Here is a 15,472-nt window from a genome sequence, read left to right on the forward strand (position 1 = left end):
AAAAATGAAAGTAACAAAAGCAGTTTTTCCTGTTGCAGGTCTTGGAACACGATTTTTACCAGCAACAAAAGCATCGCCTAAAGAGATGTTAACTGTAGTAGATAAACCACTTATTCAATATGCGGTAGAAGAGGCGATTGAAGCAGGAATCAAAGATTTGATTTTTGTAACCAGTACGCATAAACGTGCGATAGAAGATCACTTTGATAAAAACTTTGAGCTTGAATATAACCTAGAGCAGAAAAATAAACTTGAAATGCTGGAAATGGTGCAAAATATTTTGCCACCAGATGTGAACTGCGCCTATGTGCGTCAAAAAGAAGCCTTGGGACTTGGGCATGCGGTATTATGTGCAAAGCCTTTGGTGGGTAATGAGCCATTTGCTGTTTTGCTGGCAGATGACCTTATTAGCAATAGTGATTCTGGTGCACTTAGTCAAATGATGAAGCAGTATTATTATCAAAAATGTGGTGTTATTGCTGTACAGGAGGTACCTAAAAAAGACACGGGATCATATGGAATTGTGAAAACAAGAGCTGATAAGAGTATTGAAGCTATTGTTGAGAAGCCCGCTCCAGAGAAAGCGCCATCAACGCAAGCAGTGGTTGGGCGGTATATTCTGACACCAGAGATTTTTTCTCTTCTTGAGCAGGTAGGTAAAGGTGCTGGCGGTGAAATACAGCTGACTGATGCGATTGCACGGTTGATTGATTCACAACGTTTAATCGCATACCCTTTTCAGGGGAAACGTTATGACTGTGGGGATAAGCTTGGGTTTTTGATTGCAAATTTTGAGTTGGCTTGTAAAGATAAAGCATTAGGTCAAAGCTTTGCAGAGTATGTTTCTAAAGCGATGAGCAAGCAAAGTCAAAGTAATTAAGGTAATATATGCTAAATAAAAAAGGGCAGGTGTATATTATCTCTGCACCATCTGGGGCTGGAAAAACCTCACTTGTAAAGGCGTTTCTTGAGAAAAGAGATGATATTGGTGTTTGCATATCACATACAACGCGTGTACCAAGAGCCAAAGAAATAGATGCTCAAGATTACTTCTTTATAAATAAAGAACATTTTGAAGAGAAAATCTCCAAGGGTGATTTTGTTGAGTATGCCAAGGTGTTTGATCACTACTATGGGACATCAAAAAGTGAAATTGATAAGCTGATTAATCAAGGCAAATCTGTAATTTTAGAGATTGATTGGCAAGGAGCAAGACAAGCAAAAGCAATTTTTACTGATCAGTGTATTAGTATTTTTATTCTGCCACCATCTTTATCTATTCTGGAAGAAAGACTGATTGCGCGAGGCCAAGATGCCAAAGAGATTATTCAAAATAGAATGGATAAGGCGCTTAGTGAAGCCTCGCATGCTAATGAGTATGATTATGTTATTATTAATTCGATATTTGAAGAAGCATTAGAAGATCTAAAAGCAATTTTCCGTGTGCAAACCTTAAAAGATAATCTACACTTCCATTTAGGTTAAAATGGATTTGTGGAAGGTGAATGCGTTATTATAAGCGATTTTTTTTAACAACTGTACTTTGTGCGCCACTGTCTCTTTGGGCGGGTTGTTTAGAACAGCCGCAAGGAGGCTGTTCAATTTTTTCTCTTTCTCCCTCTTTGGGATATTATAAATATGCAGAACCCAGTCTTATGAATATTCAAGGGCCTTTGGTTGGCATTGAGGGTGAATACCAATATATTAGCACTAAGAATATAGTACTTTGGATAAATGGCGGGTTTGCCTTTGTCAATGGGCGATATGATGGGAGTAGTGTTAATCTTATTACGCTCGAGCGAACACCGTTGACTTTTCACAATGATAAAAGTTATATCTTAAATCTCTCACCCAAAATAGGCTATCGTATTTCTTTTTATTCTAAAGGGGTTTCTCTTCTGCCATATATTGGTGCTGGATATCGCTATTTGTATAATAATACGACGGATAATGTAGAAGGGGGATATGAGCGTATCTCAAATTATTTCTATGTGCCGATTGGCCTTCAATTGACGAAAGTTTGGAATAAGTGGATTTGGCAGAGTCAAATTGAGTTTGATATATTTGCTTATGGTTATCAATACTCTGGTACAGATGGTGGATTTACCAATGCGCAGCATGATGGCTATGGTGCAAATGCATATACGCTATTTGGTCGCAAAGAGCATATGCTTAGTTGGCTTATTGGTCCATATATACAATATTGGAATATTAAACAATCGGAGTTTGCTAAAGGAGATACACGCACATGGTATGAGCCTGAAAATTATACTATTAATACTGGCGTAATGGTGAAATTCATTTTTTAAGTTTGTTGTTCATGGTAACTATGCCTTATCACATCTAGAAAATTCGATTACAATGGTGGCAGAAAAACCAAGCTAATTCCAAAGTATATGTTTGAAGTTGAGAAAGTAAAAAAAGACTTCCCTTTTTTACAGCAAAAAATTCATGGGAAACCTGTCGTCTTTTTAGATAGTGGTGCATCAGCACAAAAGCCTGCATGCGTGATCAATGCAATTGCTGATAGTTATACAAATAACTATGCTAATGTACACCGTGGTGTTTATACTTTGAGCGATCAGGCGACAGAGAAATATGAAGCAACGCGAAAAAAAGTACAAGCGTTTATTCATGCTGAACATCTAGAGGAAGTGATTTTTACAAAAGGAACGACAGAGGCAATTAATCTTGTTGCCTTTTCACTTCTAGAGAATTATTTTAATGAAGGTGATGAAATTATTATTACTGAAATGGAACATCATGCCAATATTGTCCCGTGGCAGTTAATTGCCAAACAAAAAAAACTGACATTAAAATATATTCCTGTTACAGATGATGGTGATTTGGATCTTGAAAAGTTGTCTAAGCTTGTCTCAGATAGAACTAAAATGTTGGCGTTGACGCATTGCTCTAATGTGCTTGGAACAATCAACCCAGTTAAAGAAATTATCGATCAAGTAAAAGCAAAATATAACCTTGCTGTATTGATAGATGGCGCGCAATCTGTTGTGCATCAGCGTATAGATGTAGCGGCGCTCAATTGTGATTTTTATGTGTTTTCTTCGCATAAATTATATGGACCGACAGGTGTTGGCGTATTATATGCAAAGAAAAAATGGCATGATGTTATGACCCCTTATCAAGGCGGGGGTGATATGATTAAAGAGGTTAGCATGCATGAGGCAACGTTCGCTGATGCGCCTTATAAGTTTGAAGCAGGGACGCCTGATATTGTTGGTGTTATCGGATTGTCTAAAGCAATAGAGTATATAGAAAAGTTGGGCTTTGCGTCTATTCAAAGCCATGAAAAGGTGCTTTTGGATTACGCCACTCAGAGACTTTCTCAGATTAAAGGTTTGAGAATCATAGGGCAAAGTGAATCAAAAGCCGCCATTATTACCTTTATCATAGAAGGCTTTCATGCAAATGATCTAGGGATGCTCCTTGATTTATCGGGTGTCTGTGTAAGAACGGGACACCACTGTGCTCAACCATTATTAAAGCGTTTTAATGTACCTTCAACAGTGCGTGCTTCATTTGGGGTATACAACACGCTTGAGGATATTGACCTATTGGTTAAAGGGCTTGAAAAAGCAATGAAAATGTTAAGTTAAAGATTATTTTTTATCTAAGGGGCAAACTAGGATGATGTGTTCAGTGCTCACATTTAAAAAGCCGTACTCAGCAATGGCTTGATTATTGCTGTTATAGATCTTAGCATTTTTAACAGCAACAAATTTGCCGTCAATTTCAGTATTTAAATGGTCAGTTAAGCGAATGCCAACACGAACAGAAATTTCGCCGGTTAGTTGATAGAATGGGGTGTAAATAGCAACCTCAATAAACTCTCGTGCACTATTTTTTGAATCAGCAGCATTAAAGTAAAACGGCATAGTAACTCCTAACAATCCTAGTCTGTGATGAATGCTTTCATCTCTAGTATAGCTAGAAAACAAGAAAAGTTAGGTGGGTTTGATTAAGTTAAGCTTGTGCTTATTTCAAGCAAGAGATCTCTTTGCCATCATAAATATAGGTGAGATAAGAGTCTAATGTGTAGCCATGGGAGCGTACAGCTTTAATTGGGGAGCTTGAGTTATGTCCTTGAGTGAGTTTGCTACGCAATCTATGCACATGAATATTAACATCACGAATCATGCTCTCTTTGCCTGCTAGGTTAAGATACTTTGCAATGTCCTCGCGTGAGAAAGTACGACTGGGATCTGATAGTAGCAATTTTAACAACGCATTTTCTTTATCTGTTAAGTAGATTTCATTGTAATCTGGATGAGTTACTAGAGATTTGCGTGGTTGATATAGCCATTTTCCAAACTGAATCTTTGAATATTCATTGATATTGATATCAGCAACATCGACAACTTCTAGTGGTTGATTGTTGGGCTTTCTCGTACGCAATTTTGCCTTTAAACGTGCTAAAAAGATATGTTGGTTATAAGGTATTTCAACATAGTCATCTGCGCCAGCTTCAAATGATAGTACAATCTCAGTTGGGTCTGTCACGGTCGATAAAAACATGATCGGTGTATGAGGTAGGCGTTGTCTAATGTTTTTACACAGCTCAATTCCGTACATGTCAGGTAAAAGTAGATCAAGGATAACCGCTTGTGGGTTGGTGTTATCCTGTAGAATTTCCATTGCTTCATTACCTGATGAGGCATGAACAATTTCAAAAAGATAACGACCAAGGAATCCCGTCAGCTGTTTGCTATGTTCCTGATCTGTGCTCACAAGTAGCACTGTATTATTATTGTCTTTCATCTTTACTCCCCAGAAAGTTGATAATAAAATTTAATAATTTAATGTGACCAAATAATGCTCACTGTAAAAATACTATTATATTTATAAAATTGCAAGATATATACAGTAAATTACAGCGAAATCATGAAAAGTTTTGCTAAGTTTGAGATGGACAGAGTATATCATGAAAATACGCCAATTAGAATGTTGATTAAACAATGAAAAGTCGTAAACTAGCGTTTAACGTTTATGAATAAACAATAAGTTGTATAAAAATCATAATGCAAAAAAGTCTATCTCCTGCGCGTTGTCCAGTAAAAGCATGTGTCTCGCTTTCAGGCTCAAAGAGTATATCAAATAGGGTGCTGTTGATCGCAGCGTGTGCAAACGGCGTCTCGATTCTTGAAAATTTGCCACAAAACAAAGATGTTATTGCAGGCGTAGAGGCTTTAAAAGCGCTAGGGATTCCTGTTGAAGAGGATAAAATAAAAAATACAATCAAAATTACAGGCTCTGGCGGCGCATTTCCAAATAAAGCTGCCCAAATATACTGCAATGAGGCTGGAACATTAACTAGATTTATTATTCCTCTTTGTGCGGCACAACAAGAAGGTGTTTATACAATAGATGCAGCGCCCAGAATGAAAGAAAGGCCTATTCAAGATCAATTGAAAGTATTACATGACTTGGGTATGACAGCTGAGTATTTAGATGTGCCTAATCGATTGCCAATGAAAATACATGCCAAGGGACTGCAATCAAAACCTGTTAGTGTTTTCGGTGGGAAAAGTAGTCAGTTTCTATCAGGCATTTTAATTGCAGCGCCTTATATAGAAGGCGGGTTAGAAGTCCACTCTCAAACAGATCATCCTCAGCCGTATGTTGAGATGACACTGGCTATTATGAAGCAATTTGGGGTGACTGTAGAGGTGCTTGAAGTGGATGAAAATCGTTATTATGTTCCTTATCAAGAGGGTTATAGGGGCGCGCATTATTATATTGAGCCTGATATTTCCACTGCCTCTTATTTTTGGGCTGCGGCAGCACTCACTCAAGGTGAGGTTCGTATTTTAAATGTAACGAAAAATGCCATACAAGGGGATATTCAATTTTTATCTGTTTTACAGAAAATGGGTTGTACCATTGTTGAAGAAGACAATGCGATTTGTGTTATTGGTCCAAGAGTACTTAAAGGTGTCAGCGTTAATATGAGAAACTTTTCAGATACATTTATGACCCTGGTGGCACTAGCCTGTTTTGCTGACTCAGAAACGCATATCAGTGGTTTGACACACACAAGAGGTCAGGAGTCTGATCGTGTTAGTGCAATGGTGGATGGCCTAACAAAACTGGGCGTTTATACTGAAGAAACTGAAGATAGCATCCATATTTATCCAGATAAATCAAATTTAAAATCTGCTGTTGTCCAAGGCTACAATGATCATAGAATTGCAATGTCTTTAGCGCTTATTGGTCTAAGGCAGGAAGGTGTCGTGGTTGATGGGGCTGAGTGTGTCGCTAAGACTTGTCCTGATTACTTTGAAAGAATGAATAAAATGTTTTGCCAATAAGCCCTTTAACGTTACACTACTAGCTATATTCAAAAAGACTTGCTTGCATGAAAGAAAAACAGCTTAAGGATGCAAAAGTAATACTAGGTGATCTAAGTGCTCGCCATTGTTTAGTCATTACAGCAAACTCGCAAAGCGAAGTAAGTGATGCAGTTAAGGCGCTTTATTGTTATAAAACAAGTGGGTTTTTGACAAATATTGAAACATTTGGTGCTAAGTTTTCAGCTAGCGCATGGCCGTTTTTAAGCAATATTTTTGAGCTGATTGTTCTGGAAAATGTTTTTGAAGAAGATTACAAAAGAACGATCAGTATTCTAAAAGAAGCAGAACGTGTGATGAGTGAAGGTGGGCAAATTTTGATTTTGCAAAATGGCAAAGCCTCGATTAAATGGATTAATCAATTCTTATTAAAAAGGCGATTTAAAAAATCAATTTGTTATTATTATGATAGCTTTGTCTTCTATCAGGTTCGCAGCTGGGTGAGTCATTTAATTCCAGAGATTTATTCAAAATCCTTTACCATTTGCTGTAATCAAAAACATATTCCTATGACCCCTGTGTTAGAGCAAGCAAAGAAGCTAAGAAGCACTCAGGGGAAATATGCAGTTGGTGCAAATAAGGTTTTTTCAAAAGAGAGTAGGCATGTTCTTTAAAACAAAAAAAGTAGTTATTTATACAGACGGTGCATGTAAAGGCAACCCCGGAGATGGAGGATGGGGGGCTGTTTTGTTGTATAAAGGTAAAGAAAAAGAGATTTTTGGAGGCCAGAGGGATACAACCAATAATCAAATGGAGCTAAGAGCTGCCATTGAAGCATTGTCTCAATTGAAATATAAATGTCAGGTTGAGCTTTATACAGATTCAAGTTATGTGAAAAATGGCATTGAGTCTTGGCTGGACAATTGGATAAAGAATAACTGGAAAACATCCGCTAAAAAGCCGGTTAAAAACCAAGCGCTCTGGCAATCACTTCATGTGCTTTGTCAAAAACATGAGGTGCAGTGGCGCTGGGTGAAAGGGCATAGTAATCACCCTTTAAATGATCGTGCAGATGCTTTAGCAAACAAAGGGGTGGAAATGTTGAAAAATGGGAAGGTCAATGCCGGTGAATAAGCGTGTTTATGTAATCTATACAGGTGGCACCATTGGTATGGTAAAAACTGTCAATGGTTATGCGCCAAAGAAAAATTACTTGGTTGACAAAATAAAGACGATCGTTGATTTTTACCATGATGAAGTGCCTGAGTTTTATATTCATGAATATGAACACCTAATTGATTCGGCAAATATCAAACCTGAAGATTGGATTGATATTGCAACCGATATTGTTAAAAATTATAACGATTATGATGGTTTTGTTATCTTGCATGGTACAGATACGTTAGCCTATACAGCATCGGCGCTGTCTTTTATATTAGGTGGGCTATCAAAACCAGTTATTTGTACCGGTTCGCAAATCCCCATCTCTGAGCTGAGATCAGATGCAAGTGATAATATTCTACATAGTTTGATTTTAGCCGCGAATGAGCATATTTCAGAGGTGTGCTTATTTTTCCATAAAAAGCTACTTCGTGGCAATCGTGCGGTTAAAGTAAACTCAGAGGGAATGGATGCATTTTCCTCCCCTAATTATCCTGCTCTTGGGGAAGTTGGGATTGATGTGAAGCTCGATAAAGCAAGGTTGCAGCCTAAGATGGCTTTTAATGTTCAAAGGAAGTTAGAAGAGCTTCAAAACTTTCAACGATCCAAAGTAGCTATTTTGAGCATTTTCCCTGGGTTTGACCCTGAAATTTTGTCGCAGGTTTTAAAGTCGAATTTAAAAGGGCTTGTGCTTAAAACCTATGGTGCGGGTAATATTATGGATAACCCCAAAATCATAGAAATTTTAACAAAGGCTTCAACTGAAGGAGTAATAATTGTTAATTGCTCACAATGCCTGACTGGAAGCGTGAAAGCTGGGGTTTATGAGGCAGGAACAGCGCTTATTAAAGCGGGTGTTTTATCAGGGTTTGATATGACAGATGAAGCAGCATTAACGAAGCTTTTTTACCTATTAAGTAGTGAGAGGGATTCTCTAGAGAAGGTTAAAGGCTTACTGGTAGAGAATTTATATGGTGAATTGACAGAGAAACAAGAGGGTTAAAATGAAGCATTTGACACAATTAATGAAACAAAACCGTAGATGGGCAGAGCGCGTCAATAAGAAAAATCCAGATTTTTTTGCACAGCTATCAAAACAGCAATCGCCTGAATATTTGTGGATTGGCTGTTCTGACTCTCGTGTGCCAGCAAATGAAATTCTAGGTCTTTTGCCGGGGGATGTTTTTGTACACAGAAATGTAGCAAATGTGATTGTTCACTCGGATTTAAATTTTTTATCAGTTCTTCAATATGCGGTAGATGTTTTAAAAGTAAAGCATATTCTAGTTTGTGGGCATTATGGTTGTGGCGGTGTTAAAGCGGCGATAGAGAATGCATCACATGGCTTGATTGATAATTGGTTGAGACATGTTCAAGATGTAGCGGTTAAGCATGAAGATTTTGTGAGTCAGTGCCTTGATCGGGTCCCGGCTGAGCAAAAACATGGCATTATGTGTGAGTTAAATGCAGTTGAACAAGTGGAAAATGTTGTTAGAACCACGGTTATTCAAGATGCTTGGAAGCGAGGGCAAAGTGTCATGATCCATGCGGTTGTTTATGGTTTGTCTGATGGACATTTAAAACAAATTGCCTTTGGTGTTGAGTCAAATGAAGAGTTAAAGTCATTCAAAACAAAAGCACTTGAACAAATAGAGCAAGATGCAGGGAACCTAAAATATTAAATATAAATCCTTTTTACACGAGGTGAGATTCCTGTAAGTAGTGAATAAGCGCTAATATCTTGTTGCTGAATGACTGTATCAATAGGCAAATTTTCACCAAAAAGTGTCACAATTGACCCTATGGAAACCTTATTTAAGCTATCTGTTATATCAACCGCCATAAGATCCATAGACACCTTGCCTACTGTTGGGTATATCTCACCTTCAATCATCACAGGGGTGCCATTTTGTATAGTTTGAGGGTAGCCATCACCATAGCCAATAGAAACAATGGCAATGGTGCTTGGACGTTTTGTAATAAAACAGCGGTTATAACCAATGCTTTGCCCTTTATCGACTTGTTGTATTGCAATGACATGTGAATGTAGACTCATCACAGGTTTAAGTGTAATGGTGCGCTTTAATGGGGTCGGGTTAATGCCATAAAGCGCAATGCCAAAACGAATCGTATCACTTAATGTATCCTCTGGATAGGCAATGGTTGCACCAGAGTTAAAAATGCTGATATGCTTAATTGATTTTGACTGAATAAGCTTTATAAACGCTTCTATTTGATGCAGTGTGAAGCTTCTATCTGGGCTTTCAGATTCAGCAAGATGAGTAAGAACATTAATGGATTTATCTGTGTTTGTAGAGAGCTCTTCATAACAAAGATTAAACTCTTCGAAATTAAGCCCAAGGCGATTCATGCCAGAGTTAACCTTTAGCCAGATCTCTGAAAAACTTTTTTGAAAGTATTTGGTTAAAAACGCACATTGATAAACACTATGTATAATGGGAATGAGCTGAAACTGAATTAAAATATCACTGCTTTGCGCGCAAAAAAAGCCTGAGAATATAATAATTTGCGTCTGATAAATGCCATTTTCTCTAAGCTCAACGCCTTCTTCAATACTAGCAACACCAAAGTAATCACACCTTCCATCTAGAAGCTTTGCAATCTCCACAGCACCATGACCATAACCATTTGCCTTTAGCATTACGATGGTTTTTTTATTTGGATGGAGCATTTTTATCTGCGTTAAGTTATGCAGTAGGTTATCTTTTTCAATGTAGGCATATGCTCTTAAATTCTCATGGTCAAAGTGTGTCATGTAGGAGGGTAAGAAAATTTGGTTTGAGATAGCTAATAGCATATCTTAACTTTTATCAAGCACAACTGGAATCCAAAGCTTTAGATAAACTTACTGTAGATTTGCTGTTTTAAGACATATTTTTATTTAGATTTATGCCAATGAGTAGCTATAATCAGGGTATGTAGTTAAAGCTCTGTTATGTATATTACATTTAAGATTTATATGATGATTGAAAAATTGACTAAATCCGTTGGTTGCGGTTTGGCAATAGGTGCCTTGTTGATTTCCACCTTACAAGCTAAATCGGAGGAAAAGACGCCACCTACCTATGTTAATGTTGGTGAGGTAAAAGAGATTACAGTGCCTGAAACGATTACAGCTGTTGGGCATTTATATGCGATTAATCAGGTGAATTTAAGTTTCAACAATAGTGGTAAGCTTGAACATAAATATTTTAAAAATGGTGATAGAGTGCTTGCTGGAGAAAGTGTTGCATCACTTGATGATACCCAAGATATGGCGAATTTGAAATCTCTGCAAGCGCAGCTTAATCTTGCCAAACAAACTTATCAGCGCGTCCAGTTGTTAAAAAAATCAGGGGCTATTTCTCAGGAAGATATCGATCAAAAATTTGCAGATTTACAACAAGCAAAAGCAAATGTAGAGCAACAGCAAAATGTTGTTCAGCAAGATACCTTAAAAGCACCGTTAACGGGCGTGCTGGGGATTTACCAATTTGATGTTGGCGCGTATATTCCATCTGGAACTGCCGTTGTTCAGTTAACGCAGGAAAACCCGCTTAAGATACGCTTTGCCATACCTTCTGATTTTAAACCAAAGGTGGCAATTGGCAATGAAGTCTCTTTAACGACAAATACATACAAAGATAAAACCTTTACAGGAAAAGTGAACTATATTTCACCAACGGTCAATACAGATAGTGGCACGATTCAAATAGAAGCTGAAGTTGCTAATGATGATTATTTATTGTCTCCTGGTATGTTTATGTCTGTATCGCAAATATTAAAAGAAGATAAAAAAATACTGGTGATTCCAGATATGGCTGTTCAAGTTGAGCAGCAGGGTAGTTTTGTGTATGCGCTTGAAGGTGGAGACACTGTGAAAAAAGTGCCAATTGAGACAGGTATAATTCGCTCAGGCTGGACGCAGGTTGAATCAGGACTTAAAAAAGGACAAAAGATTGTAACGATCGGTGGCAATAAGTTGTTTGATGGCGCAAAAGTGAGTATTTCAGATATTCCCCCGCCTAATTTTGAAGCGCTGTCAAAGAAAATTAAAATCAATATGAATACAGATAAAAGTGGAATGAGCACGCCTTCTAAATAGGCAGCTATAACTTACGGTAGAAGATTTATAGATGAAATTATCGAAAATATGTATTGAGCGTCCAGTATTTGCTATTGTTCTAAGCCTGATGATTATCGTACTTGGTATCGTAGGGTACAGCTATCTTGAAATCCGATATTTCCCAAAAATTCAGCAAAAAATTGCACAGGTTTCTATTTCTTATTCAGGCGCATCCCCCTCTTTAATGCTAAATGATGTCACAATCCCTGTTGAAAATGCCCTATATAATATCGATGGGCTTGAAAAAATGACTTCAACTAGTTCATATGGGAATAGTAAAATTAATTTGACCTTTTTAGACTCAGCAGATTTAACTGATGTCATGGGGCAGGTGAGAGATAATATTTCAAGTATAATGTCACAAAAGCTGCCAGCAGATATTGATCCGCCGAGCATCACTCAAGGGGGTGTTGAAAGACCTGTTGTCAATTTAGGCTTTACTGATAATAAGATGAGCTCTGCGCAAATTCGAGATTATGTGCAAAGAAATGTGCTGCCAATCTTTCAAGCCATTCCGGGCATGGGCGCTGTTTGGGTATATGGTGCGAGCGACTATGCTATGCGGATTTGGTTGAATCCGCAGAAAATGGCAGCCTTAGGTATCACTGTATCTGATGTGCAAACTATGCTGGAGAGTAATAACATTAGCTTTGCTGGCGGTAGCGTTCGCGGAAAGTATAGGAATTTTTCTATCAGCTCTGATACTGACATTAAGACTGCAAAACAGTTTCAAAACTTGGTTGTCAAAGAAGTCAATGGACAGCCAGTATATTTGAAAAATATAGCACAGGTGAATTTAGGTAATGCCAGTCTTGCTGATTCACCAATGTTGATTAATGGCAAAAATGCCATTAGTGTTCAGCTAAGGCCTACTGATAATGCAAACCCAATTGAAGTGGCTGATCTAGCAAAAGCTGAGATGTCGAAGGTAAAAGGAAATCTTCCCTCTGGCATGAAAGTGGATATTATTTATGATCAGTCTATATTTTTGCAAAAATCAATCACGGATGCCTATCATACTTTGATTGAAGCAATTATTCTGGTAATGCTCGTTGTCTTTATTTTTCTAGGGAGTATTCGAGCCTCTTTAATTCCTATTTTAACAATACCTGTCTGTGTGATTGGCGCCTTTGGCGTTATGCTCTTGTGTGGATTTAGTATTAATGTTGTCACTTTGCTGGCTATTATTTTAGCCATTGGTTTAGTGGTGGATGATGCTATCGTTGTGTTGGAAAATATCCATCGGTATATCGAAATGGGTAAAAAACCAAAAGAAGCAGCTATTCAAGGTAGTGCTGAAATTGGCTTTTCGGTGATCGCAATGACATTAACATTGGCAGCAGTTTATGCGCCGATTGGGTTTTTATCTGGCTTTACAGCAACCATATTCAGAGAGTTTGCTTTTACTTTGGCAGGAGCTGTGCTTATCTCTGGCTTTGTTGCATTAACCTTATCACCGATGATGTGCGCGTATATCATGCACGCCAGAGAAAAAGAAACACGCATTGAGATGCTGTTAAACAAAGCATTTGTATGGCTTAATGCATTTTATGCGCATGTTTTGGATGTGATCCTTAAAATCAAATACTGGATTGTATTACTTCTTGTTGCGTTAGCGGTGCTTTGTTATGTGCTATTTAAAGTTGTACCTCAGTCGTTTATTCCTAAAGAAGATATTGGCTATTTTGAGGCTGCCATTACCTCACCACCAAGTGCTGCGCTTGATTATACAAACTATTACATGGGTATATTAAGTAAAAATGTTTATAAGGACAATCCGTATATTCTGAATAATGCAGAGTATATCTTCCAAGGGAATGCGGATAATTTTATTACGATGCAGCCTTGGGGAGAAAAAAGAGAAGTTCCAACCAATGAGATTATTACCAAGTTATTAAAAGAGGCACAAAAAATCCCAGGGATTAAAGTGAGTATGAGTATTCCTGATCCTGTTAGTTTTGGCTCTGATGCAGATTCCTCAGATGTCATAGTTTATTTACATAACGTAGGCCCCATCGATACTTTGGCAAAAACAGCGGCAACCTTAACCAATAAGTTAATGAGTTATCCGGGACTGAATAATGTCAATAATGGGCTGAAGTTTGATAATGTTGTCTATAATGTTTCATTTAATCGCAACCTCTCAGCAAGTGTCGGGGTTGATCCGCAAAATATTGCCGATACCTTTAGTATTTTAATGAGCGGTAAGCATATCACGGATGTTAAAACGAACGATAAGAGTTATCAGGTATTGGTGCAAATGAACATGCAAGATCTGACAAGCTTTGATAGTTTGAATAAAATTTACGTGCCAAGCTCATCTGGTTTAATGGTGCCGCTGGCAAATTTGATTAAAATGACGCCTGAGGTTAGGCAAAGCAGCTTATTTAGATATAATCGTGTCAATACAGCGCAAATTAGTGCCAATATCTCTGATGGCTATAGTATGAGTGAGGTATATAATAAGATCAATAGTATTGTGAATGATACGAATTTACATGGCGCGAGTATTGATTATGGCGGCAGGATGTCAGCCTTTTTATCTTCAAGTGGCACGATGTTTGGCTTGTTCGCATTAGCGCTTATTTTCATTTATTTGGTGCTTGCCGCGCAGTTTGAGAGCTTTGTTGATCCTTTTATCATTCTTTTAACTGTCCCGTTATCGATTGTGGGGGCGTTAGTTACGATGCTCTTAACAGGAGGGGATTTGAATCTATTTACCAATATAGGCTTAATTACACTGGTGGGGCTGATTAGTAAACATGGGATATTGATTACACAGTTTGCAAATGAAAATTTCAAAGAAGGTGTGACATTAGTTGAAGCAGTTAAAAAAGGTGCAATCACACGCCTTAGACCTATTTTAATGACGACTTTAGCGATGGTGCTGGGCTCCATCCCGCTTGCACTTGCAACAGGCCCTGGCAATATATCAAATAATATGATTGGCTGGGTTATTGTCGGGGGCTTATGCTTTGGAACAATTTTCTCTTTGCTGATTGTCCCTGTTGCGTATTTGATTCTTTCTCCTTTAGACCATAAAAAGAAAAAGATATTGTTAAAAAACAAAATGTTACTAACAGCAGATCAGAGAAAATAGCGAGTATTTTCACTATTGACTTGACTTTTGCTTGTAATGATCAACGCTTGTAAATAAAGGTTTATCTAGGCATCACATGCTTGATTTGTTAGGTAATTAAGCTAATATTGTGAAGTGTTTTAGTTTGAGTATTGCTTAATTCTACTAAGGAGAAAATGAATGAAACGATATTGTGCGTGGCTAAAAAGGGCGCTTTTCAGCGTGTCTATGATGCCGTTTATGTTTGTATCTGCTTATGCTGTTGATACACAAAACAATGCCTTCTCGGCAATGACGGGGCCTCTAGAGCAAATTATGAATGTCATTTCAGGACCAATTGCCCAGATGGCAGGTGTTATTTGTATTGTTATTGCAGGTCTTGGTATTGCATTTGGTGAAGGTGGAAGTGGGGTGAGAAGACTCTTTCAAGTTGTGATGGGTCTTGCAATTGCCTTTACTGCCGCAAGTTTAATTTCAGGGCTATTTCATCGTGGCTCTGGGCTTGTCTTTTAATCAAACGACTATTTGCAGGGAGAAGGTATGGCTGTAGCAGGGTTTGTTATTAAAATTCATAATTCCTTAACAACACCAATGCTGACTGCTGGGGTTCCTAGGCAGTTTTTCATACTCAATGCGACACTTTGTGCTGCAATTGTACTTGGTATGCAGTCTTGGTATGGGATTCCTATCTTTATTATCTTGCATACTGCTGCGGTGTTGATGACTAAGAAAGATCCACAATTTTTTCAGGTAATGGTAAGGCATGTTAAACAAAAAAATTACTACGGTGTATAGTCT

The 15,472-nt window shown here is 37.8% G+C and carries 16 protein-coding genes; 13 read left to right on the plus strand and 3 right to left on the minus strand.

Annotated features, from left to right (window positions below):
* Positions 1-4 precede the first annotated feature (4 nt).
* From galU to A37Q_RS0104180, 4 genes are all read left to right on the plus strand, one after another.
* Positions 5-880 carry a UTP--glucose-1-phosphate uridylyltransferase GalU gene (gene galU, locus A37Q_RS0104165; RefSeq protein WP_018299017.1) on the plus strand — a complete coding sequence of 292 codons (876 nt, stop codon included), beginning with the start codon at positions 5-7 and terminating at the stop codon, positions 878-880.
* Positions 881-888: 8 nt separating this feature from the next.
* The gene (gene gmk, locus A37Q_RS0104170; protein ID WP_018299018.1) at positions 889-1,485 is read left to right on the plus strand and encodes a guanylate kinase; all 597 of its coding nucleotides are present in this window, start codon (positions 889-891) and stop codon (positions 1,483-1,485) included.
* 20 nt (positions 1,486-1,505) lie between these two features.
* Entirely contained in the window at positions 1,506-2,309 is an 804-nt protein-coding gene (locus tag A37Q_RS0104175) for a hypothetical protein (protein WP_018299019.1), read from the plus strand.
* An 87-nt stretch (positions 2,310-2,396) separates the two neighbouring features.
* The gene (locus A37Q_RS0104180; RefSeq protein WP_018299020.1) at positions 2,397-3,617 is read left to right on the plus strand and encodes an aminotransferase class V-fold PLP-dependent enzyme; all 1,221 of its coding nucleotides are present in this window, start codon (positions 2,397-2,399) and stop codon (positions 3,615-3,617) included.
* Positions 3,618-3,620: 3 nt separating this feature from the next.
* Here A37Q_RS0104180 and A37Q_RS0104185 read toward each other — a convergent pair whose 3' ends face one another.
* Entirely contained in the window at positions 3,621-3,896 is a 276-nt protein-coding gene (locus tag A37Q_RS0104185; protein WP_018299021.1) for a DUF6812 domain-containing protein, read from the minus strand.
* Positions 3,897-3,996: 100 nt separating this feature from the next.
* On the minus strand, positions 3,997-4,779 hold the full coding sequence (locus A37Q_RS15780) for a response regulator transcription factor (protein WP_018299022.1): 783 nt from the start codon (positions 4,777-4,779) through the stop codon (positions 3,997-3,999).
* Between the two features lie 260 nt (positions 4,780-5,039).
* Between A37Q_RS15780 and aroA the strand changes: the two genes are divergently transcribed.
* Genes aroA through can form a run of 5 tightly spaced genes read left to right on the plus strand, consistent with a single transcriptional unit; the run spans position 5,040 to position 9,151 of the window.
* Positions 5,040-6,329, plus strand: a complete 1,290-nt coding sequence (aroA, locus tag A37Q_RS0104195; protein WP_018299023.1) for a 3-phosphoshikimate 1-carboxyvinyltransferase — start codon at positions 5,040-5,042, stop codon at positions 6,327-6,329.
* A 47-nt stretch (positions 6,330-6,376) separates the two neighbouring features.
* Positions 6,377-6,982, plus strand: a complete 606-nt coding sequence (locus A37Q_RS0104200; protein ID WP_018299024.1) for a class I SAM-dependent methyltransferase — start codon at positions 6,377-6,379, stop codon at positions 6,980-6,982.
* Positions 6,972-7,442, plus strand: a complete 471-nt coding sequence (gene rnhA, locus A37Q_RS0104205) for a ribonuclease HI (RefSeq protein WP_018299025.1) — start codon at positions 6,972-6,974, stop codon at positions 7,440-7,442. Before A37Q_RS0104200 ends, rnhA begins: the two co-directional genes overlap by 11 nt.
* Positions 7,417-8,472 (plus strand): asparaginase, encoded by a 1,056-nt coding sequence (gene ansA / locus A37Q_RS0104210; RefSeq protein WP_240402934.1) that lies wholly within the window; start codon positions 7,417-7,419, stop codon positions 8,470-8,472. The genes rnhA and ansA overlap by 26 nt, the downstream gene beginning before the upstream one ends.
* Before the next feature lies 1 nt (position 8,473).
* Complete coding sequence (can, locus tag A37Q_RS0104215; protein ID WP_018299027.1) at positions 8,474-9,151, plus strand: carbonate dehydratase; 678 nt, start codon at positions 8,474-8,476, stop codon at positions 9,149-9,151.
* Here the strand turns inward: can and alr are convergent.
* Positions 9,148-10,287: an alanine racemase gene (gene alr / locus A37Q_RS0104220; protein ID WP_018299028.1), complete on the minus strand. Its 1,140-nt coding sequence runs from the start codon at positions 10,285-10,287 to the stop codon at positions 9,148-9,150. The two genes, can and alr, sit on opposite strands and share 4 nt — an antisense overlap.
* 165 nt (positions 10,288-10,452) lie before the next feature.
* Here alr and A37Q_RS0104225 point away from each other — a divergent pair, with 165 nt between their 5' ends.
* The 4 genes from A37Q_RS0104225 (at position 10,453) to A37Q_RS0104240 (ending at position 15,469) form a co-directional block, all read left to right on the plus strand.
* A complete protein-coding gene (locus A37Q_RS0104225; protein ID WP_169710229.1) occupies positions 10,453-11,574 on the plus strand; it encodes an efflux RND transporter periplasmic adaptor subunit in 1,122 nt (373 codons plus the stop codon).
* A 31-nt stretch (positions 11,575-11,605) separates the two neighbouring features.
* Entirely contained in the window at positions 11,606-14,695 is a 3,090-nt protein-coding gene (locus tag A37Q_RS14585) for an efflux RND transporter permease subunit (protein ID WP_018299030.1), read from the plus strand.
* A gap of 159 nt (positions 14,696-14,854) precedes the next feature.
* Positions 14,855-15,187, plus strand: coding sequence for a TrbC/VirB2 family type IV secretion system protein (locus A37Q_RS14590; RefSeq protein ID WP_018299031.1), 333 nt, complete (start codon positions 14,855-14,857; stop codon positions 15,185-15,187).
* Between the two features lie 27 nt (positions 15,188-15,214).
* The gene (locus A37Q_RS0104240; protein WP_018299032.1) at positions 15,215-15,469 is read left to right on the plus strand and encodes a VirB3 family type IV secretion system protein; all 255 of its coding nucleotides are present in this window, start codon (positions 15,215-15,217) and stop codon (positions 15,467-15,469) included.
* The last annotated feature ends 3 nt before the right edge of the window (positions 15,470-15,472 follow it).

The sequence above is a fragment of the Fangia hongkongensis FSC776 = DSM 21703 genome (genome assembly GCF_000379445.1).
Lineage (GTDB): Bacteria > Pseudomonadota > Gammaproteobacteria > Francisellales > Francisellaceae > Fangia > Fangia hongkongensis.